Annotated in this window: 22 protein-coding genes; 16 read left to right on the top strand and 6 right to left on the bottom strand. The window is 71.5% G+C overall.

Annotated elements, in window-relative coordinates:
• Positions 1 to 946: 946 nt before the first annotated feature.
• Positions 947 to 1,810, top strand: a complete 864-nt coding sequence (locus tag AC08OO_RS07240) for a tetratricopeptide repeat protein (protein ID WP_476609378.1) — start codon at positions 947 to 949, stop codon at positions 1,808 to 1,810.
• 143 nt (positions 1,811 to 1,953) lie between these two features.
• Here the strand turns inward: AC08OO_RS07240 and AC08OO_RS07235 are convergent, their stop codons facing one another.
• Positions 1,954 to 3,285, bottom strand: a complete 1,332-nt coding sequence (locus AC08OO_RS07235; RefSeq protein ID WP_476609377.1) for a DUF1015 family protein — start codon at positions 3,283 to 3,285, stop codon at positions 1,954 to 1,956.
• Positions 3,286 to 3,694: 409 nt separating this feature from the next.
• On the opposite strand from AC08OO_RS07235, the gene AC08OO_RS07230 reads away from it, so the two are divergent.
• Positions 3,695 to 4,240, top strand: coding sequence for a tetratricopeptide repeat protein (locus AC08OO_RS07230; protein ID WP_476606758.1), 546 nt, complete (start codon positions 3,695 to 3,697; stop codon positions 4,238 to 4,240).
• Entirely contained in the window at positions 4,237 to 5,619 is a 1,383-nt protein-coding gene (locus tag AC08OO_RS07225; protein ID WP_476609376.1) for an HAD-IIA family hydrolase, read from the top strand. Before AC08OO_RS07230 ends, AC08OO_RS07225 begins: the two co-directional genes overlap by 4 nt.
• 59 nt (positions 5,620 to 5,678) lie before the next feature.
• Here AC08OO_RS07225 and AC08OO_RS07220 read toward each other — a convergent pair whose 3' ends face one another.
• Positions 5,679 to 6,017, bottom strand: coding sequence for an alkyl sulfatase C-terminal domain-containing protein (locus AC08OO_RS07220; RefSeq protein WP_011437547.1), 339 nt, complete (start codon positions 6,015 to 6,017; stop codon positions 5,679 to 5,681).
• A 289-nt stretch (positions 6,018 to 6,306) separates the two neighbouring features.
• Between AC08OO_RS07220 and AC08OO_RS07215 the strand changes: the two genes are divergently transcribed.
• The 6 genes from AC08OO_RS07215 (at position 6,307) to AC08OO_RS07190 (ending at position 13,151) form a co-directional block, all read left to right on the top strand.
• Positions 6,307 to 6,594: a hypothetical protein gene (locus tag AC08OO_RS07215; RefSeq protein WP_476606760.1), complete on the top strand. Its 288-nt coding sequence runs from the start codon at positions 6,307 to 6,309 to the stop codon at positions 6,592 to 6,594.
• Between the two features lie 17 nt (positions 6,595 to 6,611).
• Entirely contained in the window at positions 6,612 to 7,475 is an 864-nt protein-coding gene (locus AC08OO_RS07210; protein WP_476606771.1) for a TlyA family RNA methyltransferase, read from the top strand.
• Positions 7,472 to 8,371: an NAD kinase gene (locus AC08OO_RS07205; protein WP_476606761.1), complete on the top strand. Its 900-nt coding sequence runs from the start codon at positions 7,472 to 7,474 to the stop codon at positions 8,369 to 8,371. Before AC08OO_RS07210 ends, AC08OO_RS07205 begins: the two co-directional genes overlap by 4 nt.
• A gap of 370 nt (positions 8,372 to 8,741) precedes the next feature.
• Positions 8,742 to 10,496, top strand: coding sequence for a DNA repair protein RecN (gene recN / locus AC08OO_RS07200; protein ID WP_476609375.1), 1,755 nt, complete (start codon positions 8,742 to 8,744; stop codon positions 10,494 to 10,496).
• A 193-nt stretch (positions 10,497 to 10,689) separates the two neighbouring features.
• A complete protein-coding gene (locus tag AC08OO_RS07195; RefSeq protein WP_476609374.1) occupies positions 10,690 to 12,531 on the top strand; it encodes a CTP synthase in 1,842 nt (613 codons plus the stop codon).
• Positions 12,528 to 13,151, top strand: coding sequence for an NUDIX domain-containing protein (locus AC08OO_RS07190; protein WP_011437541.1), 624 nt, complete (start codon positions 12,528 to 12,530; stop codon positions 13,149 to 13,151). The genes AC08OO_RS07195 and AC08OO_RS07190 overlap by 4 nt, the downstream gene beginning before the upstream one ends.
• A 57-nt stretch (positions 13,152 to 13,208) precedes the next feature.
• On the opposite strand, the gene AC08OO_RS07185 is transcribed toward AC08OO_RS07190, so the two are convergent.
• A complete protein-coding gene (locus AC08OO_RS07185) occupies positions 13,209 to 14,180 on the bottom strand; it encodes a PKD domain-containing protein (protein WP_043591305.1) in 972 nt (323 codons plus the stop codon).
• The gene (locus tag AC08OO_RS07180; protein ID WP_476618345.1) at positions 14,177 to 14,782 is read right to left on the bottom strand and encodes a hypothetical protein; all 606 of its coding nucleotides are present in this window, start codon (positions 14,780 to 14,782) and stop codon (positions 14,177 to 14,179) included. Before AC08OO_RS07180 ends, AC08OO_RS07185 begins: the two co-directional genes overlap by 4 nt.
• Positions 14,783 to 14,866: 84 nt before the next feature.
• Between AC08OO_RS07180 and AC08OO_RS07175 the strand changes: the two genes are divergently transcribed.
• Positions 14,867 to 16,177, top strand: a complete 1,311-nt coding sequence (locus tag AC08OO_RS07175; RefSeq protein ID WP_476618349.1) for a site-specific tyrosine recombinase XerD — start codon at positions 14,867 to 14,869, stop codon at positions 16,175 to 16,177.
• A 142-nt stretch (positions 16,178 to 16,319) separates the two neighbouring features.
• Here the strand turns inward: AC08OO_RS07175 and AC08OO_RS07170 are convergent, their stop codons facing one another.
• Positions 16,320 to 16,538: a hypothetical protein gene (locus tag AC08OO_RS07170; RefSeq protein WP_023841797.1), complete on the bottom strand. Its 219-nt coding sequence runs from the start codon at positions 16,536 to 16,538 to the stop codon at positions 16,320 to 16,322.
• A gap of 440 nt (positions 16,539 to 16,978) precedes the next feature.
• On the opposite strand from AC08OO_RS07170, the gene npdG reads away from it, so the two are divergent.
• Positions 16,979 to 17,662 (top strand): NADPH-dependent F420 reductase, encoded by a 684-nt coding sequence (npdG, locus tag AC08OO_RS07165; RefSeq protein WP_476609371.1) that lies wholly within the window; start codon positions 16,979 to 16,981, stop codon positions 17,660 to 17,662.
• Entirely contained in the window at positions 17,655 to 18,557 is a 903-nt protein-coding gene (locus AC08OO_RS07160) for a helical backbone metal receptor (RefSeq protein ID WP_476618344.1), read from the top strand. The genes npdG and AC08OO_RS07160 overlap by 8 nt, the downstream gene beginning before the upstream one ends.
• 39 nt (positions 18,558 to 18,596) lie before the next feature.
• Here the strand turns inward: AC08OO_RS07160 and panB are convergent, their stop codons facing one another.
• Complete coding sequence (gene panB, locus AC08OO_RS07155) at positions 18,597 to 19,496, bottom strand: 3-methyl-2-oxobutanoate hydroxymethyltransferase (RefSeq protein ID WP_476618343.1); 900 nt, start codon at positions 19,494 to 19,496, stop codon at positions 18,597 to 18,599.
• 350 nt (positions 19,497 to 19,846) lie between these two features.
• Here panB and AC08OO_RS07150 point away from each other — a divergent pair, with 350 nt between their 5' ends.
• From AC08OO_RS07150 to AC08OO_RS07135, 4 genes are all read left to right on the top strand, one after another.
• Entirely contained in the window at positions 19,847 to 20,548 is a 702-nt protein-coding gene (locus AC08OO_RS07150; RefSeq protein WP_476606769.1) for a TetR/AcrR family transcriptional regulator, read from the top strand.
• 243 nt (positions 20,549 to 20,791) lie between these two features.
• Entirely contained in the window at positions 20,792 to 22,774 is a 1,983-nt protein-coding gene (thrS, locus tag AC08OO_RS07145; protein WP_476606770.1) for a threonine--tRNA ligase, read from the top strand.
• Positions 22,775 to 22,861: 87 nt separating this feature from the next.
• The gene (locus AC08OO_RS07140) at positions 22,862 to 23,320 is read left to right on the top strand and encodes a HEPN domain-containing protein (RefSeq protein WP_476609367.1); all 459 of its coding nucleotides are present in this window, start codon (positions 22,862 to 22,864) and stop codon (positions 23,318 to 23,320) included.
• 76 nt (positions 23,321 to 23,396) lie between these two features.
• Complete coding sequence (locus tag AC08OO_RS07135) at positions 23,397 to 26,054, top strand: KGGVGR-motif variant AAA ATPase (RefSeq protein ID WP_476618342.1); 2,658 nt, start codon at positions 23,397 to 23,399, stop codon at positions 26,052 to 26,054.
• Positions 26,055 to 26,114 lie beyond the last annotated feature (60 nt).

Below are 26,114 nucleotides of genomic sequence, written 5' to 3'. Positions count from 1 at the left end.
GGGCGTAAGGCGGGGCGGCGGATCCGAGACCGGCGCGTCGCGCGGACAGGGCGGTCCCTCTCAGGGCGCGCGCCAGGGTGCGCGCGGCGGCGGGCAGGGCGGTGCGCGGGGAGGAACGCGGGGCGGGGCGGGCCAGTTCCGCCGCGGCCCGGAGGGCCAGGGCCGGCCGGACCGCTCCAGGGGTGCGGACTCCAACACCCGGTACGGCAACGCCCGGTACGGCGCACCGCCGCGTGCGGGCGATGCGGGATCCGCCAGTTCCTCTTCCTCCTCGGCCGCCTCGTTCGTCGACCGCCGCCCGGGTGGGGCTCGGCGTCCGGAGGGGACCGGCGGTGGGCGTGCTCCGGCGGCTGGCGGTGAGCGCTTTTCCCGAGCCGACGGCCCGCGCGGTGACCGGGGCGCGAGCGGTGACCGGGGCGCGAGCGGAGCCTCCGCCCGCAACCGGGTCGCCGCCGAGGCGGCTTGGCGCGAGCGTCGGGGTCGGCCGGGAGCGGAGGAGACCGGCCGGTCCGGAAGGCCGAGTAGCCGTCCCGACCACGGCAGACCGGGGCGCGACTCCTCGGTATCCCATCGGCCCGGGCAGCCCCGGGCCGGCAGCGACGGCCCGCAGCCCCGGCACGACGGCCCTGAACGGCCGACTCACGGCAGAGTCTGGCGTTCCGATGGCGACCGTCCCGCGGGTACGCGCTCGGCCGGCCCGCGGCCCGGCGGCGATCGAGGCCGGGAGTCCCGGGGGCCCCGGGACACCAGCGGTGGAGGGGACCGCCGCGACGGCGCCGCTCGCGCCGAGCACCGTGGCCGGCCGTTCACCGAGGCTTCCAGGCCCGGGGGCGGCGGCCCCCGCGGCGGCCCCCGCGGCAGCCGTCCGACCGGGCCTGGCCGGACTGACAGAACCGACCGGGCTGGCCGGACTGATCAGACTGAGCAGGGCAGCCGGCGGGCCCGGGTGCCGGCTCCGCCACTTCCCGACGAGGCCCGCGCGGACCTGCTGGACCACGACGTGCGCCGGTCCCTTCGGGGGCTGCCATCGTCGCTCGCCGACACGATCGCCCGCCATCTCGTCGCGACCGCCCTGCTGCTCGACGACGATCCCGCCCGCGCGCTCGCCCACGCCCGCGCCGCCGCCGATCGGGTGCCGCGCCTGCCCGCGGTGCGCGAGGCGGTCGGTATCGCGGCCTACCATGCGGGGGAGTACGCGACGGCCCTGGTGGAACTTCGGGCCGCTCGTCGGATGGACGGTTCCGCGCACAACCTGCCGCTGATGGCGGACAGCGAACGGGGACTGGGCCGGCCGGAGCGTACCGTCGCCTACCTGCGGGATCCGCAGATCGACCAGCTTGATCCGGCCGCTCGGGCGGAGATGCTCATCGTCGTCTCCGGGGCCCGCCGGGACCTCGGTCAGCCGGAGGCCGCCGTCGTGTTGCTGCGGGATCTGGCCACGGCCAAGACGCCGCCCGCGCCGTGGACCGCCCGCCTCTGGTACGCCTATGCCGAGGCGCTGCTTGCCGCCGGTCGTCCAGAGGAGGCCGCACGCTGGTTCACCTCCACGGCTGCGATCGACGAGGGAGAGACCGACGCCGACGCCCGTGCGTACCTGATCATGACTGGTCGGCCTCTCCCCGAGGAGGACGAGGAGGCTGCCCAGGACGGCGCGGATCTCCTGCTCTCCGATCGGGCCGGTCCCGACGCGGACGCCGGGACCGAGGGGAACGTCGATCAGGACATCACCGGCCATGATCTTACTGATCATGGCACCGGCGCCGGCACCGAGGCTGCTCCCGAGGCCGAGGCGACGGAGACCGGGAGGTAGGACCGTTCGGCCGAGGACCACTCCGCCCGGTATCCGTGGCTCCGCGGGGAGACGGGTCCGCGGGGAGACGGACCGTGTGTACGTCGGTCCTACGCCGGTCCTATGTACGTCGGTCCTATGTACGTCGGTCCTATGTACGCCGGTCAGTCGTCGAGCGGACGCAGCACGAGTCCGGTGCGCGGCTTCGGGGTGAACAACGTCGACTTGCGCGGCATCCGCTCGCCGGCCTCGGCGACGGCCGTCACATCGGCGATCGGGGTGGGGTTGAGCAGTAGCGCGGTACCTCCCGCCGCCGCCGCCGCGGCGATCGCGGCCGGCGCGTCGTGGTGGTAGTCGGCCACGCCCACCGTGTCAGCCAACCCCCAGACGTCCACGATCAACGCAAGATGAGCGACGGTGACGTCGAGTCCACGGAAGGCCGCCGACCGTTCGGGGGGCAGACTACGCGCGAGCAGGTCGGCGTCGGGCTCGGTGAGCAGGTAGGCCGCGGTGCCGTTGGTGACCACGAACGCGTGCCCGCCCTGCCCGGCCTTGGCCAGTTCCTCCACCAGCGCGTCCGGGTCCGCGCCTGCCGGCCCCACGCCACCGGCATCCCCGGCGGCGGTACCACCCTCGCCGGGCCCGGCGAGCTGACGCACGGTGAACACCTCGGCGGCCCGCCGCACCGCCTCGGTGAGCCCGAGACCACGCACCACCCGGTGGATGGCGTGCACCTGGGGCCCCGAGACGGTCGCGTCGACGAGGAAGGCCAGACCGAAGTCCCAGGGGCCCGAACCATCCCCGGCGGCGTGCCGTTCCGCCTGGTACTGGCGGTAGGTGGCGTACCGATGGTGGCCGTCCGCGATCACCGCGCGCCGGGGCAACAGGTCCGCGGCGATGGCGGTGAGGACCGCCGGATCGTCGATGGCCCAGAGCCGGTGCGTCACCCCGTCGTCCGTGGACGTCTCCACCAGCGGCGTCGTGGCGATCACCATCGAGACCACCCGGCTGGTCTCGCCACCGCCGGCGTAGAGCAGGAAGATCGGTTCCAGGTTCGCGCGGGTCGCGCGGGTCAGCGCCAACCGGTCTGAGACCGGGCCCGCCATGGTGTTCTCGTGCGGGAGGATGATCCCCGCATCCGGATCGGTCAGCGCGACCGCCCCGATCAGCCCGCGCTGGGCGTGGCCGGCCCGCTCCTCCTCGTAGACATAGACGGAGGCCTTCTCGTCGCGACGCAGCACTCCGCTGTCCAGCCATGCCCGCAGCGTGCGGGCGGCCCCGTCGTAGTCCTCCCCGGGGAGGATGAGCCGGACCACGTTGCGCTCGTCGCGCGCTTGGAGCTCCGCCCGCTCGGCGTCGTCGATGACGTCGTAGGGCGGGGAGGTCAGCGGGGCGAGGTCCGGCCCGGAGGACGGAAATCGTGCGGCCCGGAACGGGGCGAGCACGAGACCCGCCGGAGCGGGAACGGGACGATCGGCGTCAACCATGAGCCGCATCGTAGGGCCCCGAGGGTGCGGACCCGGTGTGACCCGGGAGTGCCCTCGCTGCTGACCGCCCGTGTTCCGGCCGGCCCGAGCGGGCGAGAGGAACATTTCACCACCTTCCCGTAGTGCGAGCGTGCCATCGGAGCGGCGGGACGGTTGACAGCGCACACCTGATCGTTATGGGGATCTCGAGGTACGTCGGGCGGCTTTGCGGCGACACTGGAGCTGCGGACCTCGAGGATGTGCCTGGCGCTTGGCGCCCGCGGTGGCGAAGCCGGACGGAGTGATTCCGGATCCGGCGGTGTTCCTCGGGTGAGAGGCGGTGATGCGCATCGAGGGCGCCACGGTGCGGCGGAGTCCGGCGCGTGGCCCGGCGCGAGGTCCGTGCCCGGTGCTCAGGATTGGTGTGGCGAGGAGACAGATGATCGTCCGTGTCGTGGAGGTGAAGATGTCCGAGGAGACCGGCCCTCCGGGGGATGTACCGGACGAGACGCCCGGTGGGCTGCCCGCCCGCAGACGACGTGATAGATCCAGCTCGGTGCCGTCCGATGTGACGTCCTGGGGGGATGACGGTGCGGACCGGTCCCGGCCGGGACCGGCGGGTGAGGTCTACGACTGGTACACCCGGGGGATGGCGCTGCTCGGCCACGGGGACGCCAATGCCGCGGTACAGCTGCTGGCCCACGCCGTCGCGGCCGAACCCGCCTCGCCGAGTGTGCGGGAGGCGCTGGCCCGGGCGCAGTTCACCGCCGGTCAGTACGGCGCGGCCCGGGAGACTTTCGCCTGGATCGTGGATCGGCATCCCACCGACGACTACGCCCAGTTCGGCCTCGGGCTGTCCGCCCGCAAGATCGGTGATCTCCGGGCGGCCGTGGAGCATCTGGCGCTGGCCGTGGCGATGCGTCCCGACATCCGACACTACGGTGTCGCGCTGCGTGGCGCCCGCGCGGCGTTGGCTCAAGCATGACCCGGCCGGCCGCCGTGCCCGCGCCGGCGCACGAGACCACGTCAACCAGGTCTTCGTCAGTCAGCCCTTCGTCAGTCAGCCCTTCCGCGGTCTCCTCCGCTTCGTCGTCCTGCGGCTTGTCTGTGTCCTCTGTGTCCTCTGGTTCCTCTGGTTGCTCCGTGTCCTCTGCTTGCTCCGTGTCTTCCGGCGGCTTCCCCGGGCCGTTGCGCGGGACGGACCGGCCGCTGGCCGACCTGTTCGACGTCGCCCTGATGGATCTCGACGGTGTCGTCAACCGTGGGGCCGCCGCCGTGCCGCACGCGGCCGGCACCATCGCAGCCGCGGGCCGCCGGGGGATGCGCACGGTGTACGTCACGAACAACGCGCTGCGCCCGCCGGCCGAGGTCGCCGCCCGCCTGCGCGGCTTCGGCGTGCCGGCGCAAACCGAGGACGTCGTCACCTCGGCGCAGGCAGCGGCGCACGTCCTGGCCGAACGGCTGGGCACCGGATCCCGGGTGCTCATTACCGGAGGGCGGGGACTTCGACAGGCGGTGACGGAGGAGGGCCTGGTCCCGGTGGACTCGGCCGAGGACGATCCGGCGGCGGTGGTCCAGGGGTTCGACCCGGATCTCACCTATGCCCGCCTCGCCGAGGCGGCCTATGCCATCCGGGCCGGAGCACTGTGGATCGCCAGCAACGCCGATCGCACCGTGCCAACCGAGCGGGGCGTCGCGCCCGGTAACGGATCCGTCATCGCCTTCCTGCGGGCCGCCACGGACCGCGAGCCGGTGGTGACCGGCAAACCCGAGTCGGCGATGCACCGCGAGTCGATGCGGCGCAGCGGAGCCCGGACACCCCTCATCGTCGGTGACCGGCTCGACACCGACATCGAGGCCGGTCACCGGACGTCGACGCCGACCCTGCTCGTCTTCACCGGGGTGACGACCCCCGGAGACCTGCTCGCCGCTCCCGCTCCGCACCGTCCCGACTTCCTCGCCGCGGACCTGCGCGGGCTGCTCCGGGCGGCGCCACCGGTGGAGGCCGTCCCGGAGCTGGGGAACCACGCCTATCGTTGCGGCGCCTGGAGCAGCCGGGTCGAGGAGGGGACGCTGCACTGGTCGGGTGAAAGCTACGGGCTGGGCGATGACGCGTCGGATGGCGATCGTTCAGGTGGCGGTCATTCCGGTGGGGATGCGTCAGACCGGGATGTGTCGGGTGACGACACGTGGAACGGGGACGGCACCGACGGGCTGGACGGGCTGCGGGCCGCCTGCGCCACGGTCTGGTCCGCCCTGGACAGCGGCGTCGCCGTCCACGCGATCGCGGCGCGACGCCCGCCGGGTTGCGAGGACCTGATGGCTCCGGCGCCCCGGGCACCGGAGCCCGTGGCGCTCGCCTGAGTCCCGGTGTCCGCCTGAGTCCCGGCGCCTTGGAGCATCGTCGGTGAACAGGCACATCGTCACAGCAGCGAGCGGACCCGCAGCAGATCCCACACGCTCGCGTCCACCTTCAGCCGCCCACTGGCCCAGGCGGTCATCGCGGGAAGCCTTCCCTCGGCGACCGCCACCAGGTCGTCGCTCTCCAGCGTCAGGGTGATCTGGGCGTCGTCGCGGCTGCCTTCGCCAATGTGCCGCAGGCAGCCGTCACGCAGCTCCCCGGAGAAGACAGCGCCGAGATCGGGGATACGACAGACGATGACGCGATCCGGGGCGCGCGGGGGACGGCCGTCGGCGGAGAGCCCATCCAGACGGGCGGCGAGAGCATGGAGCGCGGCCTCGCACTGCGACCTGTCGGCCATCCCGGCCGGTCCTCCTCTCGGCCTGTTCGACCTGCGCCCCTCTCGGCCCGGCGTGTCCGGGACACTAGCGTGAGAGTAGGTGTTCCGGGCGGGACGACCCGCGTGGCGGGCGAGTTTACACCGGTTGCGAGCCGATCTCCGGTGGTCCTGACGGACCCGGGGTGAGGTCCCGGTCCGGCCGAGGGCGGATCCGGCCGGACGAGGAGTGGACAGGACATGAGATTCGTCGCATGACGCACGTCGCCAGGGTCCGTCGCGTCAGCGGCCGTGAGTGCGGGAGGCTGACAACGTGAACACCGAGAATCTGCCTGCCGAGGTTCGCGGCGCCCTCGGCCGGCTGGACATGCTCGACGTCCTACCGACGGCCGCGCATGTCGAGGTCTTCGAGGAGATAAACCGCCGGTTGGCCGGGGCACTGGCGGACCTGGACGGGAGCGCTGACCAGGTCAAGGGCGCTGACCGCGTCAAGGGCGTCGGGGGCGCGGCCGGGCCGGGCGTGCCCGTTCCGGCGCGTTGCGGGGCGCGTCCCACGGGAGGGCCGCGGCCCGGGCCGGGCATGATCCGGCCGGCGCGGTGAGTCGCTCCGGGGTCGCGATGTCCCGCCGGACACGTCTGGACAGCGAACTTGTCCGTCGTGGTCTCGCCCGGTCCCGGGAGCAGGCCGTTGCGGCGATCATCGCGGGTCGGGTGCTGGTCGGCGGCATTCCTGCCACGAAGGCCGCCACGGTGGTCGACGGATCCACCTCCATCGCGGTGACGAAGGGGGACGATCCCGGCTACGCCTCCCGCGGCGCGCACAAACTTCTGGGTGCCTTCGAGGCCTTCGGGGTCCCCGCACCGGGGCCGGGTGCCGGGACCCCGCGTTCGACCGGCCCCACGCTGGTCGTGGCCGGTCGTCGGTGCCTGGACGTCGGTGCCTCCACCGGCGGCTTCACCGACGTGCTGCTGCGGTACGGTGCGGGGACCGTCGTGGCCGTGGACGTCGGCTACGGGCAGTTGCTGTGGCGGCTGCGCTGCGACCCCCGAGTCCGCGTGCTCGACCGTACCAACGCCCGGAACCTGACGCCCGCCGAGATCGGTGACCGCGTCGACCTGGTCGTCGGGGACCTGTCGTTCATCTCGCTGGCCCTGGTGCTGCCCGCGCTGCGCGCCTGCGCGGTCCCGGATGCCGATTTCGTGCTGCTGGTGAAGCCCCAGTTCGAGGTCGGCCGGGAGCGGCTCGGGCCCGGCGGGGTGGTGCGTGACACCGCATTGCACGCCGAGGCGGTCCGCGACGTGGCGGCGTCCGCGGCCATGCTGGATCTCGGCGTGCGTGGCGTCACGGCGAGTCCGCTGCCCGGCCCGGCGGGCAACGTCGAGTACCTGCTGTGGCTGGCCGCCGGGGCCCCACCGCTCGACGCGGACGTCCTGACCGGGGCGATCGCAGCCGGCCCCGCGGGACCGGGGCGCCGGGCATGACGCGGGAGATCCTCGTCGTCACCCATCCCCGCCGCTCGGTGGTCCGGGAGAGCGCCCATCGGGTCATCGAGGGCCTGGCCGCTGCCGGGGTGTCGCCGCGGGTGCTGCGGGACGAGGCGGAGATGCTCGACCTGACCGCCGCCAACAGCGTGCCGCCCGACGCCGACGCGGCCGTCGGGGTGGAACTGGTGCTGGTCCTCGGCGGCGACGGCAGCCTGCTGCGCGGCGCGGAGCTGGCCCGCACCGCTGACGCCCCGCTGCTGGGCGTGAACCTCGGGCATGTCGGGTTCCTCGCCGAGGCCGAACCCGACGCGCTGGAATCCACCATCGAGCACGTCGTCCGCAAGGACTACACGGTCGAGGAACGCATGACGGTAGACGTCACGGTCCGGCGGCGTGGCGAGGTCACCTATACCGGCTGGGCGCTCAACGAGATGTCCCTGGAGAAGGCCGAGCGCGCTCGGATGCTGGAATGCGTGTTGGAGATTGACGGGCGTCCGCTATCCCGGTGGGGCTGCGACGGGGTGATCTGTTCGACGCCCACCGGATCCACCGCCTACGCCTTCTCGGTCGGTGGCCCGGTGATGTGGCCGGGCGTCGAGGCCCTGCTGGTCGCCCCGATCAGCGCGCACGCGCTGTTCGCCCGGCCGCTCGTGCTGGCGCCGACCTCCGCGGTCGCCGTGGAGATCCTGCCGCCGGTGCCCGCGGTCCTCTACTGTGACGGCCGGCGGTCCGTCGAGGTGCCCCCCGAGTCGCGGGTCGAGGTGGTCCGCGGCCGCCGACCGGTGCGGCTCGCCGTGGTGCGCCCGCTGCCGTTCACTGATCGTCTTGTTGCCAAGTTCGGCCTTCCGGTGGAAGGTTGGCGGGGACGCAACCAGCGTGCCTCCCCCGCGTAGCGGCTTCGCCGCGACGCGGGGACCCCTGGCCCTGGGCGCCGTTCGGGGTTTCCGTCAGCTTGCCTTCGGCGAGCTTCCTGGGGTGGCTGTCGGGGGGCTTCGCCGCGACGCGGGGACCCCTGGCCCTGGGCGCCGTTCGGGGTTTCCGTCAGCTTGCCTTCGGCGAGCTTCCTGGGGTGGCTGTCGGGGGGCTTCGCCGCGACGCGGGGACCCCTGGCCCTGGGCGCCGTTCGGGGTTTCCGTCAGCTTGCCTTCGGCGAGCTTCCTGGGGTGGCTGTCGGGGGGCTTCGCCGCGACGCGGGGACCGCGATGTCGGATCTTCCGCCTCTGCGATATCGGCCTCCGTCCTGGTGACGCTAGAGTTCGGGGCGTGCTCGAGGAGATTCGCATCCGCGGCCTCGGGGTCATCGACGATGCCGCCCTCGCCCTCGCTCCCGGCCTCACCGTGGTGAGTGGCGAGACCGGAGCCGGCAAGACCATGATTGTCCAGGGGCTGGGGCTGCTCACCGGCGGGCGGGCGGATTATGGTCTGGTCCGGCCCGGGGTCGGTCGCGCCTTTGTCGAGGGTCGGCTCGTCATCGGTGCCGAGTCGGCTGTCGCGGCCCGGGTCCGCGAAGTCGGCGGCGACCTCGACGAGGATCCGGGTGGCGCCGTCCTCGTCGTCGGTCGGACCCTGACCGCGGAGGGCCGGTCCCGGGCGCAGGTCGCGGGCCGCTCGGTTCCGGCGAGTGTCCTCGCCGAGATCGCCGAGGAGCTGATCGCCGTGCACGGCCAGTCCGAGGCGCAGCGCCTGCTCAAGCCGTCCACCCAGCGTGATGCGTTGGACCGGTTCGCCGGTTCCGCCGTCGCCGGGCCGTTGGCCCGCTACGGCGGTGCGTACCGGGAGCTGACCCGGGTCAGTCGGCAGCTCGCCGAGATCACCGACCGGGTGCGTGAACGCGAGCAGGAGGCGGAGCTGCTGCGCATCGGCCTGGACGAGGTGGAACGGATCGCCCCCGGCCCCGGTGAGGACGTCACCCTCGACGCCGAGCTGACCAAGCTGGAGCACGCGGAGACCCTGGTGCGGGCGGCGCGGACCGCGCACGCCGCGCTGATGAGCGATCCGGCCACCGGGTCGGACGAGCCCGGTGCGGTCGATCTGGTGGCCGCGGCCCAGCGGGTCATCGCCGGCGAGTCCGCCCTCGACACCGAGCTCGCCGCCCTCGGCACGCGGCTCACGGAGGTGGGGATGCTGCTCACCGACGTCGCCGCGGACCTCGCCTCCTACGCGGAGGGCATCGATGCCGACCCGGTGCGCCTCGCCGACGCCCAGGCGCGCAAGGCCGCCCTCACCAGCCTGACCCGGGCGCACGGCACCGGCATTGACGGCGTGCTGGCCTGGGCGGACCAGGCCGGGCGCCGGTTGCTGGAACTCGACGGCGCCGGGGACAGCGTCGAGGCGCTCACCGCCCGGCGGGACAGCCTGACCGCCGAGCTGGCCCGGCTCGCCGAGGAGGTCAGCGAGGCCCGGACCAAGGCGGCGGCCCGGTTCGGTGCGGCGGTCGCCGCCGAGCTCGCCGGGCTCGCGATGCCCCGGGCCCGGGTGGAGGCCGCCGTGTCGCAGCGCGACGATCCAGCCGGTCTGCCGGTCGGCCTGCGGGTCGTCGCGTTCGGACCGTTCGGCGTCGACGACGTGGAGCTGCGGCTGATCCCGCATCCCGGGGCGCCGCCGCGGCCGGTCCAGAAAGGCGCGTCGGGCGGTGAGCTGTCCCGGGTCATGCTCGCGATCGAGGTCGTACTCGCCGCCGCCGACACCGGTTCGACCATGGTCTTCGACGAAGTGGACGCCGGGGTCGGCGGCCGGGCCGCGGTGGAGATCGGCCGGCGCCTCGCCCGCCTCGCCCGTACCCATCAGGTGATCTGTATCACTCATCTGCCGCAGGTCGCCGCCTTCGCGGACCGTCATCTGGTGGTCCACAAGGCCGACGACGGATCGGTCACCCGTAGCGGGATCGTCATGCTCGACGACGCCGGCCGGGTGCGGGAGCTCTCCCGGATGCTCGCCGGCCAGGAGGAGAGCCCGCTGGCCCGTGGGCACGCCGAGGAGCTGCTCGCCGCCGCGGAGGCCGACAAGGCGCTGCCGTAGTGCCACCGCGGTCGGGAGGTCGGACATCCTGCGGTGGTCCAGGCAGTCACCGAAGGTGATAACCGAGGGGCATGACTCACCCTTGTGGCAGAGTCCCCGCATTGCGCTGGAGGCGTCGCGCGGGGGAGCTGTTACCGTGAAGTCCCGTGGAGGCGCCGGGGCCGGACCGGCGGCGTAACCACGGGAGCTTCGGGTGGGTCAGGCGCATATCACCAAACACATCTTCGTCACCGGCGGGGTTGCGTCCAGTCTCGGCAAGGGACTGACCGCGTCGAGCCTTGGCCGACTACTCAAGGCTCGTGGACTTCGTGTCACAATGCAGAAGCTCGACCCCTACCTCAACGTGGACCCGGGGACGATGAACCCGTTTCAGCACGGTGAGGTGTTCGTGACCGACGACGGGGCCGAGACCGACCTCGACATCGGCCACTACGAGCGGTTCCTCGACGTCAGCCTCGACGGCAGTGCCAACGTGACGACGGGTCAGGTCTACTCGGCCGTCATCGCCAGGGAACGCCGCGGCGGCTATCTGGGCCAGACCGTCCAGGTCGTCCCGCACATCACCGACGAAATCAAGGACCGGATCCGGCGGCTGGCCGGTGACTCCGTCGACGTGGTGATCACTGAGGTCGGCGGGACCGTCGGGGACATCGAATCGCTGCCCTACCTGGAGGCGATCCGTCAGGTACGCCACGAGGTCGGTCGGGACAACGCCCTGACGGTGCACGTGAGCCTGGTCCCCTACCTCGCCCCCTCCGGAGAGCTGAAGACCAAGCCGACCCAGCATTCGGTCGCGGCGTTGCGCAGTATCGGCCTGCAGCCCGACGCCGTGGTCTGCCGGTCCGACCGGCCGCTGCCCGATTCGCTCAAGAAGAAGATCGCGATGATGTGCGACGTCGATGACGAGGCCGTCGTCGGGGCGCCGGACGCGAGTTCCATCTACGACATCCCCCGGGTGCTGCACCGCGAGGGCCTCGACGCCTACGTGGTGCGTCGGCTCGGGCTGTCCTTCCGCGACGTCGACTGGACGGAGTGGGACACGTTGCTGCGGCGGGTGCACCACCCGGCCAACACGGCGACGATCGCGATCGTCGGCAAGTACGTGGATCTCCCCGACGCCTACCTCTCGGTGACCGAGGCCCTGCGCGCCGGCGCCTTCGCCACCGACACCCGGGTGGACCTGCGGTGGGTCACCTCGGACGAGTGCTCTTCCCCGGATGCGACGGCCACCCTGCTCGACGGGATCGACGGGGTCATCGTTCCCGGTGGTTTCGGGGTGCGGGGCATCGAGGGCAAGCTCACCGCGCTGCGGCACGCCCGCGAGAACGGCATTCCGACCCTCGGTATCTGCCTCGGCCTGCAGTGCATGGTCATCGAGGCGGCCCGCAGTCTCGCCGGCCTGGAGGCGGCGAACTCCACCGAGTTCGTCCCCGAGACCCCCCACCCGGTGATCTCCACGATGGCCGACCAGCACGAGGTGGTGGCCGGCACCCGGGACATGGGCGGCACGATGAGACTGGGCCTGTACTCGTGCGTGCTGGTGCCCGGCACGCTCGCCCAGCGTGAATACGGCGCCGCCGAGGTCGCCGAGCGCCACCGGCACCGGTACGAGGTGAACAACGACTATCGGCACCGGCTGGCCGCCGCCGGGCTGGTCTTCTCCGGGACGTCACCGGACGGCCGCCTGGTCGAGGTGGTCGAACTGCCCGCCGATGTGCATCCGTACTACGTCGGCACCCAGGCACATCCGGAGTTCCGGTCCCGGCCGACCCGGGCCCATCCGTTGTTCCGGGGTCTCGTCGCCGCGGCGGTCGCGCATGCGGACCGCCGCCGCGGGGTGCTGCCGGTGGACCTGCCGAGCGAGGACGCCGCCACCCCGGAGAACGGCGTCCTAGAGAACGGCGTCCTAGAGAACGGCGCCGCGCAGACCCGCGGCGTCACGGCCGGTCGATCCGGCGGGAGTATCCGCCGGGGCGCGAGCGCGTCCCGGCCGAGCGTCAGCTCCAACGGCACCGCCGCGCTGGTGTCCCCGTGACAGCGACCCCGCACCGCTACGAGGTCACCGAGAGCACCCTGGCCTACCAGGGGAGGGTCATCTCCGTCCGCCGCGATCAGGTGCGGATGCCGGATGGCGACATCTCGCAGCGTGATGTGGTGGTGCATCCCGGCGCCGTGGGGGTGGTCGCCCTCGACGAGGCCGATCGGGTGGTGATGGTCCATCAGTACCGTCATCCCGTCGGTGGTCCGCTGTGGGAGCTGCCCGCCGGCATTCTCGACGTGCCGGGCGAGCCGGCGTCCTCGGCCGCCGCGCGGGAGCTGGCCGAGGAGGCCGGGCTGCGCGCCGACCGCTACGATCTGCTGGTTGACGTGTGGGCCTCACCAGGGATGACCGACGAGGCCTACCGCCTCTTCCTGGCCCGCGGGCTGCACGAGATCCCGGCCGCCGAGCGGTACGTGCCGGTGCACGAGGAGGCCGAGATGGGTCTCGCCCGCATCGACTTCACCGACGCCGTCGAACGGGTCCTGCGCGGTGAGATCACCAACGCGATGGCGGTCATCGGGCTGCTGGCCACGGCCCGGGCGCGCGCCGAGAACTACGCCGGTCTGCGCCCACCCGACGCACCCTGGCCCGCTCGTCCCGCTCACCGCGGCTGAGCCGCCGCCGCGCCGCGGCCCCCGTTTCTCCGCGGTGGCGTCGGTCCCGCGGTGGCGTCAGTCGTTGTGGACCAGCACGCCGGCGGCCTCGTCGACGACGAGGCCCGCTGCGGCGGCGAGGGTCACCGCGGCGATCGGGAACGCCTGCGCGACCCCGGGAACGGTGAACGTGCCATCCCAGGTCACCGCGAGGGTCACCTGGTACCGGCCCGGCCGGGCGTAGCCGTGCGCCACGTAGGCCTCGGGATGATCGCGCGGTGAGATCGCCGGGTCGTAGGGCCGGCCGGGAGCGTCCGGGCCGGTCTCGCCGTCGCCGAACTCCCAGTGATAGTGGGGAACGGCACTGATGGTCGCCACGACCGGCTGGTCGACGTTGAACGTGAACGAGTCGGGCACCGGGGTGTAGAGGATCGTGGCCAGGTTCGCGAAGCTGCGGCCGGACGGCGCGATGACGATGGACGGCTTCGGCAGGAGTCTCTCGCGCAGGTAGTTGGCGAGCGCGGCCTGCACCTGGGCGATCGGCACCGCGCCGGCGGGCAGCAGGTAGTTGAAGCAGCCCGCCACCGCCTGGTCGTACTGGGCCCGCGCCTGCGCGTCCATCGCCGGATCCGGCCCGACCGCGGTCAGCAGGTCACAGACGGCCGCCGGGTCGTCCGGGCAGTCCTGACCGCAGGCCGCGCTCCGCCGGGCCCCCGAGCCGGTCGGGATCCCGACGCGCTCCAGCGCTCCGTCGTGGTAGCGGTACTGGTAGCCGTTGTCCGTGGCCCGAGTGTCACAGGTACCCCACAGCGCGCCGACGCAGGGCACCGGGACGGTGCGTCCGGGCGCCGCGGCGGCGGGCGTCGCGCCGCCGGCGAGGCCGGTCAGGCCCACCAGTAGCAGCGCGCCGACCGCGATCAGTGCCGGGCGCGGGATCGTGCGGCGCCGGGCGGCGGTGGTCGTGCGGGCGGCGGTGGTCGTGCGGGCGGCGGTGGTCGTGCGGGCGGCGGTGGTCGCGTGCGGGCCGGTCGTCCCCGGGCCGGTGGTCATGCTTGGGCCGGGGCGTAGCGCAGGGTCTGGATACGCCAGCCGTGGTCGGTGAGCGACAGCTCGGCCGTGCCGACCCGGGTCGGCACGCCCGGGGCGTCGGAGACCCGCCGGCCCGCCGGGTCCAGCAGCCCCACCGCCCGGGTCCGCACGGTGAAGTCCACCTCGGTGACGAGCCCGACCCGCGGCCGGGCGAGCACGTCGCTCAGCTGGTAGGCCGGCCCGTCCGCGCGCAGCCCCCGCTGCTGGAGCGAGCGGGTCACCCCGACGTCGAGGGCGCAGGGCTGGCAGCCACCGAGCGCCGTCGGCGCGATAACCGCGACCCGACCGGCCCGCGCGGCCTCGTTGATCTCGTGAAAGTAGCCCTCGACCGTGCGGGTGGCGGCCGCGGGCGTGTCATCGACCGCACCGGGGGCCGAACCGGAGACGGAAGGGCCGCCGGAGACGGCCGTGCCCCGGTTCTGGGAACCGGGGCGGGCCGGGAGCGCGGCCCCGGACGGCTCGTGCTGGTCGCCGCCGCAGCCCGCGCCCGTGAGGATGACGAGCATGGCGATGACGACCCCCAGCCGTGCGGCGTACCGTGACGACCCGTTGCCCGCCCGCACAAGTCGCCAGGATAGCCGCGGAAACGCGGTATGTGGATAGGCACCAACGGAGAACGGGGGGCAGGTCCTACTATCAGTTCGATGATGGGAGTCACCGACGGCGACCGGGTATTCCGGCTGCGCCCCCCCGCGGCCTCGGCATCCGGCGTCGGCGGGTCCTCGGATCATCGTCCGTCGGCACCTCGGCCCGGCCCGGACGACCTGGCCGGCCCGGACGACCTGGCCGGGCCGATCGACCTGGCTGGGCCGGACGACCCGCCCCGGCCTGCGGATCATCGAGCCGGGTCCCAGCCGTCCCAGCTGCGTGGCACGCCTGCCGGCGTCATCGAGCGCTATCTCCACCATCTGGAGGGCGAACGCGGACTCGCGCGCAACTCGGTGCTCGCCTACCGTCGCGACCTGCGCCGCTATTGTGATCATCTCTCCGCATGCGGTCTGCCCTCGTTGGACGCGGTCGGTGAGGCGGAGGTTGCCGGATTCGCCGCCGTGCTGCGCACCGGTGACGACACGCACCCGCCGCTTGCCGCGGCGTCGGTCGCGAGGATGCTGGTCGCCGTCCGGTCGCTGCACCGCTTCGCGGCCGACGAGGGTGACGTCCCCGAGGACGTGTCCCGGCCGGTTCGACCACCGACGCCTCCCCGGCGGCTACCGAAGGCCCTGAGCATCGACCAGGTGGTGGCCGTCCTCGCCGCGGCCGCAGGTGCGCCCCCGCCGGGATCCCCGCCGCCCGGGGGACCGCCGCCGCCCGGGGGACCGCCGCCGCCCGGGGGACCGCCGCCGGTGGAACCGGCCGAGGCCGTCCGTCGTCTGCGAGCGACCGCGTTGCTGGAGCTTCTCTACGGCACCGGGGCCCGGATCTCGGAGGCCGTCGGTCTCGACGTCGACGATCTCGATCTGGAGGCCGCCTCCGTGCGCCTGCATGGCAAGGGCGGACGCGACCGGATCGTCCCGCTCGGTCGGTACGCCATCGCCGCGGTGGCCGACTACCTGCGGATGGGGCGGCCGACGCTGGTCGCCCCCCGCTCGGGGCCCGCGGTCTTCCTGTCCCGCCGCGGTAACCGCCTGTCCCGGCAGAGCGCGTGGTCGGTGCTGCGTACGGCGGCGCTCGCGGCCGGTGTGGAGGGGGTCTCACCCCATGTGCTGCGCCATTCCTTCGCCACCCACCTGCTCGACGGCGGCGCCGACGTCCGGGTGGTGCAGGAGCTGCTGGGACACGCCTCGGTCAGTACCACCCAGATCTACACCCTGGTGACGGTGGACCGGCTTCGCGAGGTGTACGCGGCCTCGCATCCACGCGCCTTGGACGCGGCCCTGGGCTCGATCGGTCACTACTCCCGGACCTGGGGCCCGGGGACGGACCGGTGCGTGACAGGCCCGTGCATGACGGGCCCGTGAGTTTCGCCGGGGCACCGCCCCGGTTCTGAGCGATGGTCGGCGTCCCGGGCGGATGTCCACCCGGGACTGTCCGCGTGAGAACGCGCCAAGTGGCGCGATGCCGCCGCGTGGGGACAGGTGGACCGGCGCGGCACGTGGATGCTCAGGATGGGGTGTACGGCCCCAGGCTGGGCATCCCGTTGGAAGGGGCCGAGGCGGGAACACCGCCGACACCGCCGACCGTCTGCGTGCTGCGCTCGGCCAGGGTTTCGCCCACCTTGCGGGCGATCGCTTCCATCAGGCGCAGTGCCTGCGGCAGCGACAGGTTCAGCACCACTTCGCTGTCGTTTGTCATCGCGAAGCGAACCGACACGTCCGCCATTGCTCGACCTCTCTCGCCTGACTCCGAAGATCTGCTCGATGTGTGTGAAACGGAACGGTACGGCCCATCTGAGACCAATGCGCGCGCGGGGTTCCTGGAAGTACCGGCGGTTTCGCTTTTCGTGTCTACTCGCTCACCAAGTGTCGCGGTCCAAGAGCTGTAGCTGTCAGTCACGTGGGCTGCTCCTCTGCCGGTGGCGACGTGTATGGACCCGGTCGATCCGGATCTCCCCGCGGGGGGCGAGCTCGGAAAAATCGGACACGTAGCTGTCCCGTTGTCTCTGCATAGTCCCTCATTGCAAGGAGCTGTCCGCAAGGGGGGGTACTTGTCGTGCATCGTCATGTCGGAGGGTGAACGGGTTGGTTCCCACTGTTCTGGGAACGCTTTCACGGGTGTCACGCAGCCGGGCGGCCAAAGCCCGGATCGGGCAGGATGGCAGGGTGGCTTCGACTGACCGCGTCCGGCCGGACGTCCCCGCGCTGACCATCGGTATCCTCGGCGGCTCGGGTCCGCAGGGCGGGGGCCTCGGCCTGCGGTTCGCCGCCGCCGGCCATCTCGTACTGATCGGGTCCCGCTCGACCGAACGCGGCCAGCAGGCCGCGGCCGCGCTCGCGCGCCCCGGCCTGCGCATCGAGGGCGCGGACAACGCCACGGTCGCCGAGCGCGCCGATGTCGTCATCATCGCGGTTCCCTGGGAGGGCCATCGCCAGACCCTGGCCGCCCTGCGGGAGCCATTGGCCGGGAAGATCGTGATCGACTGCGTCAACCCCCTCGGCTTCGACAAGGGGGGTGCCTTCGCGCTCGCGGTGCCCGAGGGCAGCGCCGCGCAGCAGGCGGCCGCCGTCCTGCCGGACAGCACCATCGTGGCGGCCTTCCACCACGTCTCCGCGGTGCTGCTGGCCGATGACGCGGTCACGAAGATCGACACGGACGTCCTGGTCCTCGGCGACGATCGGGCCGCCACCGATCTGGTGGCCGCGCTCGCCGAGCGCATTCCCGGCATGCGGGGCATCTACGCCGGCACGTTGCGCAACGCCGGTCAGGTCGAGGCGTTGACCGCGAACCTGATCTCGGTCAATCGCCGGTACAAGTCGCACGCCGGCCTGCGGGTCACCGATGTCTGAGCGGCGTCCGGACGGGCTACGTCCGGATGTGGCCCGTTTGGACGGGGCCCGTTTGGACGGGGCCCGTTTGGACGGGGCCCGTTTGGATGTGGCCGCGGTGGCGAATGGGCGGGAACGAGAGGCGGGGACGGCCCCCCGGGACGACCTGGGCCACCCGGTGGCGATTCCGGCGCGGGTGGAACGGATCGTCTCGCTCGTTCCCAGCCTCACCGAGTCGATCGCCGTCACCGCGCCCGGTCTGCTGGTGGGTGCCACCGACTGGTGCAGCCATCCCGCGGGGCTGGCCGTCGCTCGGGTCCGGGGGACGAAGAACCCCGACCTCGATACCATCGTCTCCCTGGCCCCGGACCTGGTCTGCGCGAACGCCGAGGAGAACAGGGAACCCGACCTCGCCGCGCTGCGCCGGGCCGGGCTCGCCGTGTGGGTCACCGCCCCCACCACGGTCGATCAGGCTCTGGTGAGCCTGGACCGGATGTTGCGCCTGGCCTGCGGGCTGGCTCGTCCCGGCTGGCTCGACGCCGCCCGGCAGGCCTGGGCCGTGCCGGCCGCCGGACCGCGACGGCGGGCGTTGGTGCCGATCTGGCGCCGGCCGTGGATGGCGGTCGGCCGGGACACCTTCACCGGCGACGTGCTGCGCCGGCTGGGGGTCGACAACGTGCTGGCGGACTCGCCGGACCGCTACCCTCGGATCGATCTCGCGGCCGTCCCGCCCCATGACCTGGTGGTCCTGCCCGACGAGCCGTACCCCTTCAGCCCGTCGGACGGGCCCGAGACCTTCAGCGCGCCCGCGGTCTGCGTGTCCGGCCGCCTGCTGACCTGGTACGGCCCGTCCCTGGTCGATGCGTGGTCCGTGCTCGCGGCGGCGCTGGCCCGGACCGGCGATGGACCGGGGTGACAGCGCCGGCGCCGCCGGCACCACCGGCCGGATGACTGATCAGTAGCTGTGCTCGATCGTCGGGTACCTGCCGTCCCGGACGTCCGCGCGGTAGGCCCGGGCGGCGTCCGCGAGAATCGTGCGCAGATCCGCGTACCGCTTGACGAACCGTGGCGTGCGGCCGCCGCTCAGCCCGGCCATGTCCTGCCAGACCAGCACCTGGGCATCGCATCCCGAGCCGGCTCCGATACCCACGGTGGCGATGCGCAACTCCTTCGTCACCCGGGTGGCCAGATCGGCGGGAACCACCTCGAGCACGACCGCGAACGCGCCGGCCGCCTCGAGCGCCAGCGCGTCGGCCAGCAGGATCTCGCCGGCCTCGTCGCGGCCCTGGACCCGGTAGCCCCCGATGGTGTGGATGCTCTGCGGGGTCAGCCCCAGATGCCCGATAACGGGGATGCCGGCGCCGACCAGGGCGTCCACCGCCCGGACCACCCGGGAACCGCCCTCGAGTTTCACCGCGTGCGCCCCGCCCTCCTTGAGGAAGCGGGTAGCGCTCGCCAGCGCCTCGGCCGGCCCCCCCTGGTACGACCCGAAGGGCAGATCGGCGACGACCATCGCGTGCGGTGCTCCGCGGACCACGGCCCGGACCAGCGGCAGCAGCTCATCGACGGTGATCGGCACGGTCGTGTCGTAGCCGTAGACGACGTTGGCGGCCGAGTCCCCGACCAGCAGGACGGGGATCTCCGCCTCGTCGAAGACGGCGGCGGTGGTGGCGTCGTACGCGGTCAGCATCGACCACTTCTCGCCCCGGTTCTTCGCCGCGGCGACGTCGCGCACTGTGAAACGGGACCGGCGTGGCCGCGGCGGCGTGGTCGGCGCGCCGTAGGGTGTCGCCGCCGGGTCCGCCGGGTGGGGCGCCGGGTCCGCCGGGTGGGTGGGTGTGCCTGAAGCATCCATGAGCGCTCCTGTACGTCCGTCCGGGCGCTGGGCGTCCCGGCGTCTCCCTCATGCTGCCACCAACGGCTGCCATGCGGAGAGCCCGTGGTGGAGCAGATCCACCCAGCCCCGAGGTGGCTGTTCGGGCTGGGGCGTTCGGGCGGTGGTTTCGTGGTGGACCGTGGCCCGATCGGCGTGGAACGCGACGCACGCCACGCCGCTGCCATGGCAAACGGATGCGTCTTGACCGACTGGGACGTATGCTGATCTTGAAGTGCGGCGAGAACGTGCGGCGCGATCAAGGTGGCGGGTGGCCTTTCCATGCGGATGCATCGGCACGGCAGCGACGGAGCGGGCGGGGGATCAGGCCGGTGTCCCGCCTGATGGCCACCCGGGACGTGCGCGCTGCGCATCCTCGGCGACCGTCCGACCGGGTGCCCTCCGGGGTCCGCGTCTCCCGCGCTCCCGGTCGTCCGAGGGACACCCGTTGCGATGAGGCGATCATCGATGCCGCGCTGCACGAGCTCGCGACGGTCGGCTTCGCGAGCCTGTCGATGGAGGCGGTGGCGACCAGCGCCGGGGTCGGCAAGGCGACGGTCTATCGCCGGTGGCCAACGAAGGACGCCCTGATCGGGGACGCGTTGGACACCCTGGCTGACAGTCTCGACGCGGTCGAGACCGGCTCCCTGCGCGACGACCTGGTGGCCTGGCTGAACGCGCTGCGCCGGCACAACCTCCAGTCGTTGTCCGGGCGGATCATGCCGAAGCTCGTCGCCGAGCGGAGCACGCACCCGGAGTTGTTCGCCACCTACTCGCAGAAGGTGATCGAGCCGTCGCGGGAGAAAGCGGCCGCCATGCTCCGGCGCGGCATCGAATCGGGGGAACTCGCCGCGGACGTCGACGTCGACCTTGTCGTCGACATGCTGGTCGGGCCGGTCGCCTATCGGCAGTACATGAGTGGTGACTGCGAGGTGAGCGGAACGCGGATCGCGAAGATCGTCGACACCATCCTCGGTGGCATCCGCTGCCGGCAGGGTGCGCGGCCGACGGCGGAGGCGCACCCGTCGCACTGAGCCACACCCGTCGCACTGAGCCACACCCGTCGCACTGAGCCACACCCGTCGCACTGAGCCACGCTCGTCACGCTGAGTATCCCGCTCGCCGTACCCCGCTCACCGGGGGCACCATGCATCCGCGAGTAGCATCGCGAACGGGCCAGGAAGGCCCGCCGCGGGGCCGCCTGCCGGCGACGTACCGGCGACGCACCGGCGACGCGATCCCCGCATCCGTGTTCCCAGCGCAACAGGAGAGATTCGGTGTCCGACGTCCGCGTTACCGTTCAGCACGCCCAGCGCAGCGATCCGCGGGTGGTGCCGACCGGGACGACGGCCGCCGAGCTGTTCGCCGACGACCGGAACGTGATCGCGGCTCTGGTTGACGGTCAGCAGCGTGATCTTGCTCATGTTCTCGCCGACGGGGTCGTCGTCGAGCCGATCATGATCGACTCGCCGGCCGGGCGGGCGATCGTCCGGCACTCCACCGCGCACGTCGTCGCCCAGGCGGTCCAGGAGCTCTTCCCGAAGGCGCGCCTGGGCATCGGGCCGCCCATCGACAACGGTTTCTACTACGACTTCGACGTCGAGTCCCCGTTCACCCCGGACGACCTCAGGGCCATCGAGAAGAAGGCGCAGGCGATCATCAAGGCCGGCCAGCGCTTCTCCCGGCGGGTCGTCACCGAGCCCGAGGCCCGCGCGGAGCTCGCTGACGAACCGTACAAGATCGAGTTGATCGGGCTGAAGTCGAGTGACACGGCGGCCGACGACGCCGAGGCGAGTGTCGAGGTCGGGGCGGGCGAGCTGACCATCTACGACAACCTCGACGCGAAGACCGGCGAGCTGTGCTGGAAGGACCTCTGCCGCGGGCCGCACGTGCCCACCACCCGGGCCATCCCGGCCTTCGCGATCCTGCGCTCCGCCGCGGCCTACTGGCGGGGGAGCGAGAAGAACCCGCAGCTGCAGCGCATCTACGGCACCGCGTGGGAGTCGCGCGACGCGCTCAAGGCCTACCAGACCAGGCTGGCCGAGGCCGAGAAGCGCGATCACCGCAAGCTCGGCGCGGAGCTTGACCTGTTCTCGTTCCCGACCGAGATCGGCCCGGGGCTGGCGGTCTTCCACCCCAGGGGCGGCGCGATCCGCACCGCGATGGAGGACTACTCGCGGCGCCGGCACATCGAGGCCGGGTACTCGTTCGTCAACACCCCGCACATCACCAAGTCGGAGCTCTACCAGATCTCCGGGCACCTGGACTGGTTCGCCGAGGGCATGTACCCGCCCATGCAGCTCGACGGCGGCACCGACTACTACCTCAAGCCGATGAACTGCCCGATGCATATCCTGATCTTCCGGTCGCGGGGCCGGTCGTACCGGGAGCTGCCGCTGCGGCTGTTCGAGTTCGGCACGGTCTACCGCTACGAGAAGTCCGGCGTGGTCCATGGCCTGACCCGGGTGCGCGGGCTCACCCAGGACGACGCGCACCTGTTCTGCGCCCGCGAGCAGCTACCCGCCGAGCTCGACAGCGTGCTGACGTTCGTGCTCGGGCTGCTGCGCGACTTCGGGCTGACCGACTTCTACCTGGAGCTGTCGACCCGGCCGGCGGGCAAGGCCGTCGGCACCGACGAGGAGTGGGCGCAGGCCACCGAACTGCTGCGGGAGGCCGCGCAGAAGCAGGACCTGGAACTGGTGATGGACCCGGGCGGCGGTGCCTTCTACGGGCCGAAGATCTCCGTGCAGGCCCGTGACGCCATCGGCCGGACCTGGCAGCTGTCCACCATCCAGGTGGACTTCCAGCTGCCGCGGCGCTTCGGCCTGGAGTACCAGGCCGCGGACGGGACCCGGCAGCGTCCGTTCATGATCCATCGGGCGTTGTTCGGCACCATCGAGCGGTTCTTCGCCATCCTGCTGGAGCACTATGCCGGGGCGCTGCCGCCGTGGCTCGCGCCGGTGCAGGTGGTCGGCATCCCGATCACCGACGAGCACGTGCCGTACCTGGACGAGGTCGCCCGGCGGCTCGCCGCACACGGCCTTCGGGTGGAGGTCGACTCCTCCGACGACCGGATGCAGAAGAAGATCCGTACGGCGCAGAAGCAGAAGGTGCCGTTCATGCTGCTGGCCGGAGATTCCGATGTCACCCAGGGTGCGGTGTCGTTCCGTTTTCGAGACGGGACGCAGCGTAATGGCGTGCCGGTGGACGAGGCCGTCGCGGAGATCCTCGACGCGGTGGAGCGCCGCCGCCAGGTCTGAGCCGCGCGGCTGGCCCCGGCCCCGTTCAGAAGACAGAAGACTCGTGCTGTCCCGGTGGACCAACTTCTCGGTAGCGGGCCGGAGCCGATGGTTCCGGCCCGTTACCGTCTGGCTACACTTTTCGGGGATGTCGGGGTTTTGCTGGGACCGGGAGGAGGCAAGCTGAAACCAGCGTGGCGCGAACAGGTCGAGTACTGGGCCGCGGTGGCTTCCGAGCGTGGCGCCGATGCCGCCGTGTTACACGCACAGTCGCGCCAGCTGGCCGCGCTGTACTTCATGGGTTATGTCGTCGAGGCGTACGCGAAGGCGCTTGCCACGGCTCGTGGTAAAACCGTCAGACGAACCCACGACCTCGTACCGCTACTCGACGACTGCGGAATCCGGCGAGGAGATCTTCCGATGGATCTTCGTGCTTACGTCGATGCGCGCTCGGTCGAGATGCGATACGAACCGGTTCTTAGGCCCGGTATCGACTATGTCACGGAGTTTGCGCGGGCCCGGCGGCTCGCCGCGTACCTCGGGCGCCGGCTCAACCGATTACTCTAATCGTATCTGAGGTACCTGTCTTGGGCCGGCCACTTCGACGTGGCAGCGGGAAGAGCGAGGTCAAGGAGGTGACGGCATGCCGAGTATGTATCAGGAGACAGCGGACCGTGTGCGGGCGGCTGTGCTGGCACGCATCCGCACGCGCGACGAACAGGCAGTGGTGACGGTAAAGCCGGATCCATTCCGGGGCTATCGGATCCGCGTCGTCACGCAGATCTTCAGCGGGCGCTCCCAGCCTGAACGGCGTGAAATCGCACTCGCGGCCGTCCTGCCTGACGCGGACATAGCGTTCATGAGCCTGCTCACCCCCGACGAGGCAGCAGCATCTGCATCCGAGGAAGATCTTCTATCTACGTCACCGGAACTCCCGCTGTGGCCCGACTCGTTGGCGCGCGGTCAGCGCGAGCCGATCGAGGTCCGGCTTCCCTCACGATCGGACGACTTCCTTTCCGAGCCGGTCATCGCCACCTTCTACTCCCTCCGCGGGGGTGTCGGAAGATCGACATCGCTCGCCTACACTGCTCTGTTGCTAGCCCGTGAACACCGAGTGCTCTGCCTCGATATGGATCTTGAGGCGCCTGGTCTTGCCGCACTCTTCGACGTGGAGCGCGAAGTCATGCCAGGAAAGGGTGTTGTTCCGCTTCTACTGGAGGCGGACATAGCCGGTGAAATGCCTGATGTCACCGCCCATCTGCTGCGTGCTCATCCCGAACGGGAACTCTATCTTCTGCCCGCCGGATATCCGGATGCCAATTATGCGCGCCAGCTCGCTCAGCTCGACCCAGCGGCATGGTACCGTGAGGAAAATAATCCACTCCGCGCGCTCATCGGCGCCGTCCGTGACCTCCATATCTCGCCGCAGATTGTTCTCATAGATTCAAGGACCGGGATCAGTCCGCTGTCGGCACCTCTTCTCTTCGATCTGGCCGACATAGCTGTCGTAACATTCTTCCCGCATCCGCAGGCACGGGTGGGAACGCGGGCGCTGACGCGGGCGCTTCTGGCGGCCAGATCCGAGCGGGCCTACACTCCTGAGCCCCGTTTTCTGGTGAGCCCGGTTCCGGGCGCGGGCGCTCCGGAGACTCGTCGGCGATACGAGGACCGGGCGGCGGGCTGGATCTTGGAATGGCTCTCGCCGGCGGTGGTCGAAGGCGGGGATCCAGCGTTCCCGGAGGTTGACGAGCTTGTCCACGTCGTCGGTTACAGCGAGGACATCGCGGGATCTGATTCCGTAGTTCCCGAGACCGGCATCGATGCTTATTCGCCCGTAGGGGAGTGGATCGCAGGGTTCGTTCCGCAGTCGGCGGCGGCCGAGCGGGACGGCGCAGCCGCCATGGCCATCCCGCCGCCCGGTTCAAAAGCCGGTGCCCTGGCTGAGATCCACTTCTCGACGGGCACCGCGGAGGCTCAGTCCGACGACGAGTTCCAGGAGACCTTCCTACGCACAGAAGTTGTCGGCCGGGCCGCCCGGGACGACGTGCCCCTGATACTTGGCCGGAAGGGCACGGGGAAGACCACCCTGTTCCGCAGCCTCGCCGCGGACGGGAACATCGTGGTGACCAGCCCTCCGCGGCTGCCGATGAGAAGACCCTGGATGCCGTCCAGCGGGACATACCGAGCCATCGGCGAGGTCTTGGCGGACCGGGGAGACGACTGGCGCACGGCGTGGATGTTGCTTATCGGGGTCGTGATCCAGCTGACCAGTGGGCGCCCCCGTCGGCCGGTGCCCGCGTTCGGTGGACTCACCTGTGACTCCAAGGACGAGTCGCAGTACAACGAACTTGACCTCGTCCAAGATGTACGCAAAATGCTTTCCATCGAAGACGCCGGACTCGTCGGCTGGCAGTGGATTCGGGACCTCGACGCGGATGTTACCCGGGGCACATTTCTTCTTTTCGACGGTCTTGACACTGGGTTCGGTCTCACTCCGGCCGACCTCGCTCGACGGCGGGAAAGTGTGGGGGGACTGCTGTCCCTGTTGTCCGAGCGCGGTGACGAGCTGGTGAATCTTCGGATGAAGATCATGCTCAGGGAGGACATCTGGAGAACCGTTCAGCTACCGAACAAGTCACATTTCTTCGGTCGCGACGTGACGTTGTCCTGGGCAAACCAGACCGATTATCTCAAGGTGGTCGTCAAGCAGGCGCTCCGGGCGCCGGCCGTCGCTGATCTCGTTCGTGAGAGGGTGCCGGAACCCGGGCTGCAGCGCTTTTTGCCGGAGCTGGTCGAGAGGTGGCCGCAGCCGCAGGTGCTCAATGCGTGGCGCGTGCTGGTTGGTGAGCGGATCTCCGGTGGCAAGACCGCTTTCACGTACAACTGGGTATGGCGCCGACTTTCGGACAGCAATGGAAACCACTCGCCACGCTCGCTTGTCCGGCTTTTCCACCTCGCCGCTGACCGAGAGCGGCGACTGTCGCTGGCACCGCCCTACTACGAGCGCAGCCTGATACGTCCCCGGGCGCTCGTGGAGTCGCTGGATGACATCAGTGAACAGGAAATCGACTCCCTGCAGGACGAGTTTGCCGAGCTCGTTCCCTTGTTCGATGCGCTCCGGGGAATCGGACGTACGCCGTTTCCGGCGCGAGAGCTGGAGGTCGACTCGGACGTCGAGAACCTCGGGCTGGAGGTCGGCCTCCTCGGCATCGATCTTGGTACACGCGATGACACCGAGCGCTACCGCGTCCCGGAGCTGTACCGAAAGGCACTGGGTATGGGGCGTAAGGGCCAGGCATGAAACGGGCGCCGGCTGTAGCGGCTCGACTCGAGCCGCGCGGCTGGCCCCGGCCCGCGCGGC

This window comes from Frankia sp. CeCAU1, from assembly GCF_977971845.1.
Note: the sequence above shows the minus strand (reverse complement) of the source record. Positions and strands in the feature narration are given on the sequence as shown.

Bases quoted from the DNA above. Each gene is read 5' to 3' on its own strand.
- AC08OO_RS07235 (WP_476609377.1), bottom strand. From the start codon at position 3,285: ATGCGGCTCATGGTTGACGCCGATCGTCCCGTTCCCGCTCCGGCGGGT.
- AC08OO_RS07230 (WP_476606758.1), top strand. From the start codon at position 3,695: ATGATCGTCCGTGTCGTGGAGGTGAAGATGTCCGAGGAGACCGGCCCT.
- AC08OO_RS07225 (WP_476609376.1), top strand. From the start codon at position 4,237: ATGACCCGGCCGGCCGCCGTGCCCGCGCCGGCGCACGAGACCACGTCA.
- AC08OO_RS07220 (WP_011437547.1), bottom strand. From the start codon at position 6,017: ATGGCCGACAGGTCGCAGTGCGAGGCCGCGCTCCATGCTCTCGCCGCC.
- AC08OO_RS07210 (WP_476606771.1), top strand. From the start codon at position 6,612: ATGTCCCGCCGGACACGTCTGGACAGCGAACTTGTCCGTCGTGGTCTC.
- AC08OO_RS07205 (WP_476606761.1), top strand. From the start codon at position 7,472: ATGACGCGGGAGATCCTCGTCGTCACCCATCCCCGCCGCTCGGTGGTC.
- AC08OO_RS07185 (WP_043591305.1), bottom strand. From the start codon at position 14,180: ATGACCACCGGCCCGGGGACGACCGGCCCGCACGCGACCACCGCCGCC.
- AC08OO_RS07175 (WP_476618349.1), top strand. From the start codon at position 14,867: ATGGGAGTCACCGACGGCGACCGGGTATTCCGGCTGCGCCCCCCCGCG.
- AC08OO_RS07170 (WP_023841797.1), bottom strand. From the start codon at position 16,538: ATGGCGGACGTGTCGGTTCGCTTCGCGATGACAAACGACAGCGAAGTG.
- AC08OO_RS07160 (WP_476618344.1), top strand. From the start codon at position 17,655: ATGTCTGAGCGGCGTCCGGACGGGCTACGTCCGGATGTGGCCCGTTTG.
- panB (WP_476618343.1), bottom strand. From the start codon at position 19,496: ATGGATGCTTCAGGCACACCCACCCACCCGGCGGACCCGGCGCCCCAC.
- AC08OO_RS07140 (WP_476609367.1), top strand. From the start codon at position 22,862: ATGGTTCCGGCCCGTTACCGTCTGGCTACACTTTTCGGGGATGTCGGG.
- AC08OO_RS07135 (WP_476618342.1), top strand. From the start codon at position 23,397: ATGCCGAGTATGTATCAGGAGACAGCGGACCGTGTGCGGGCGGCTGTG.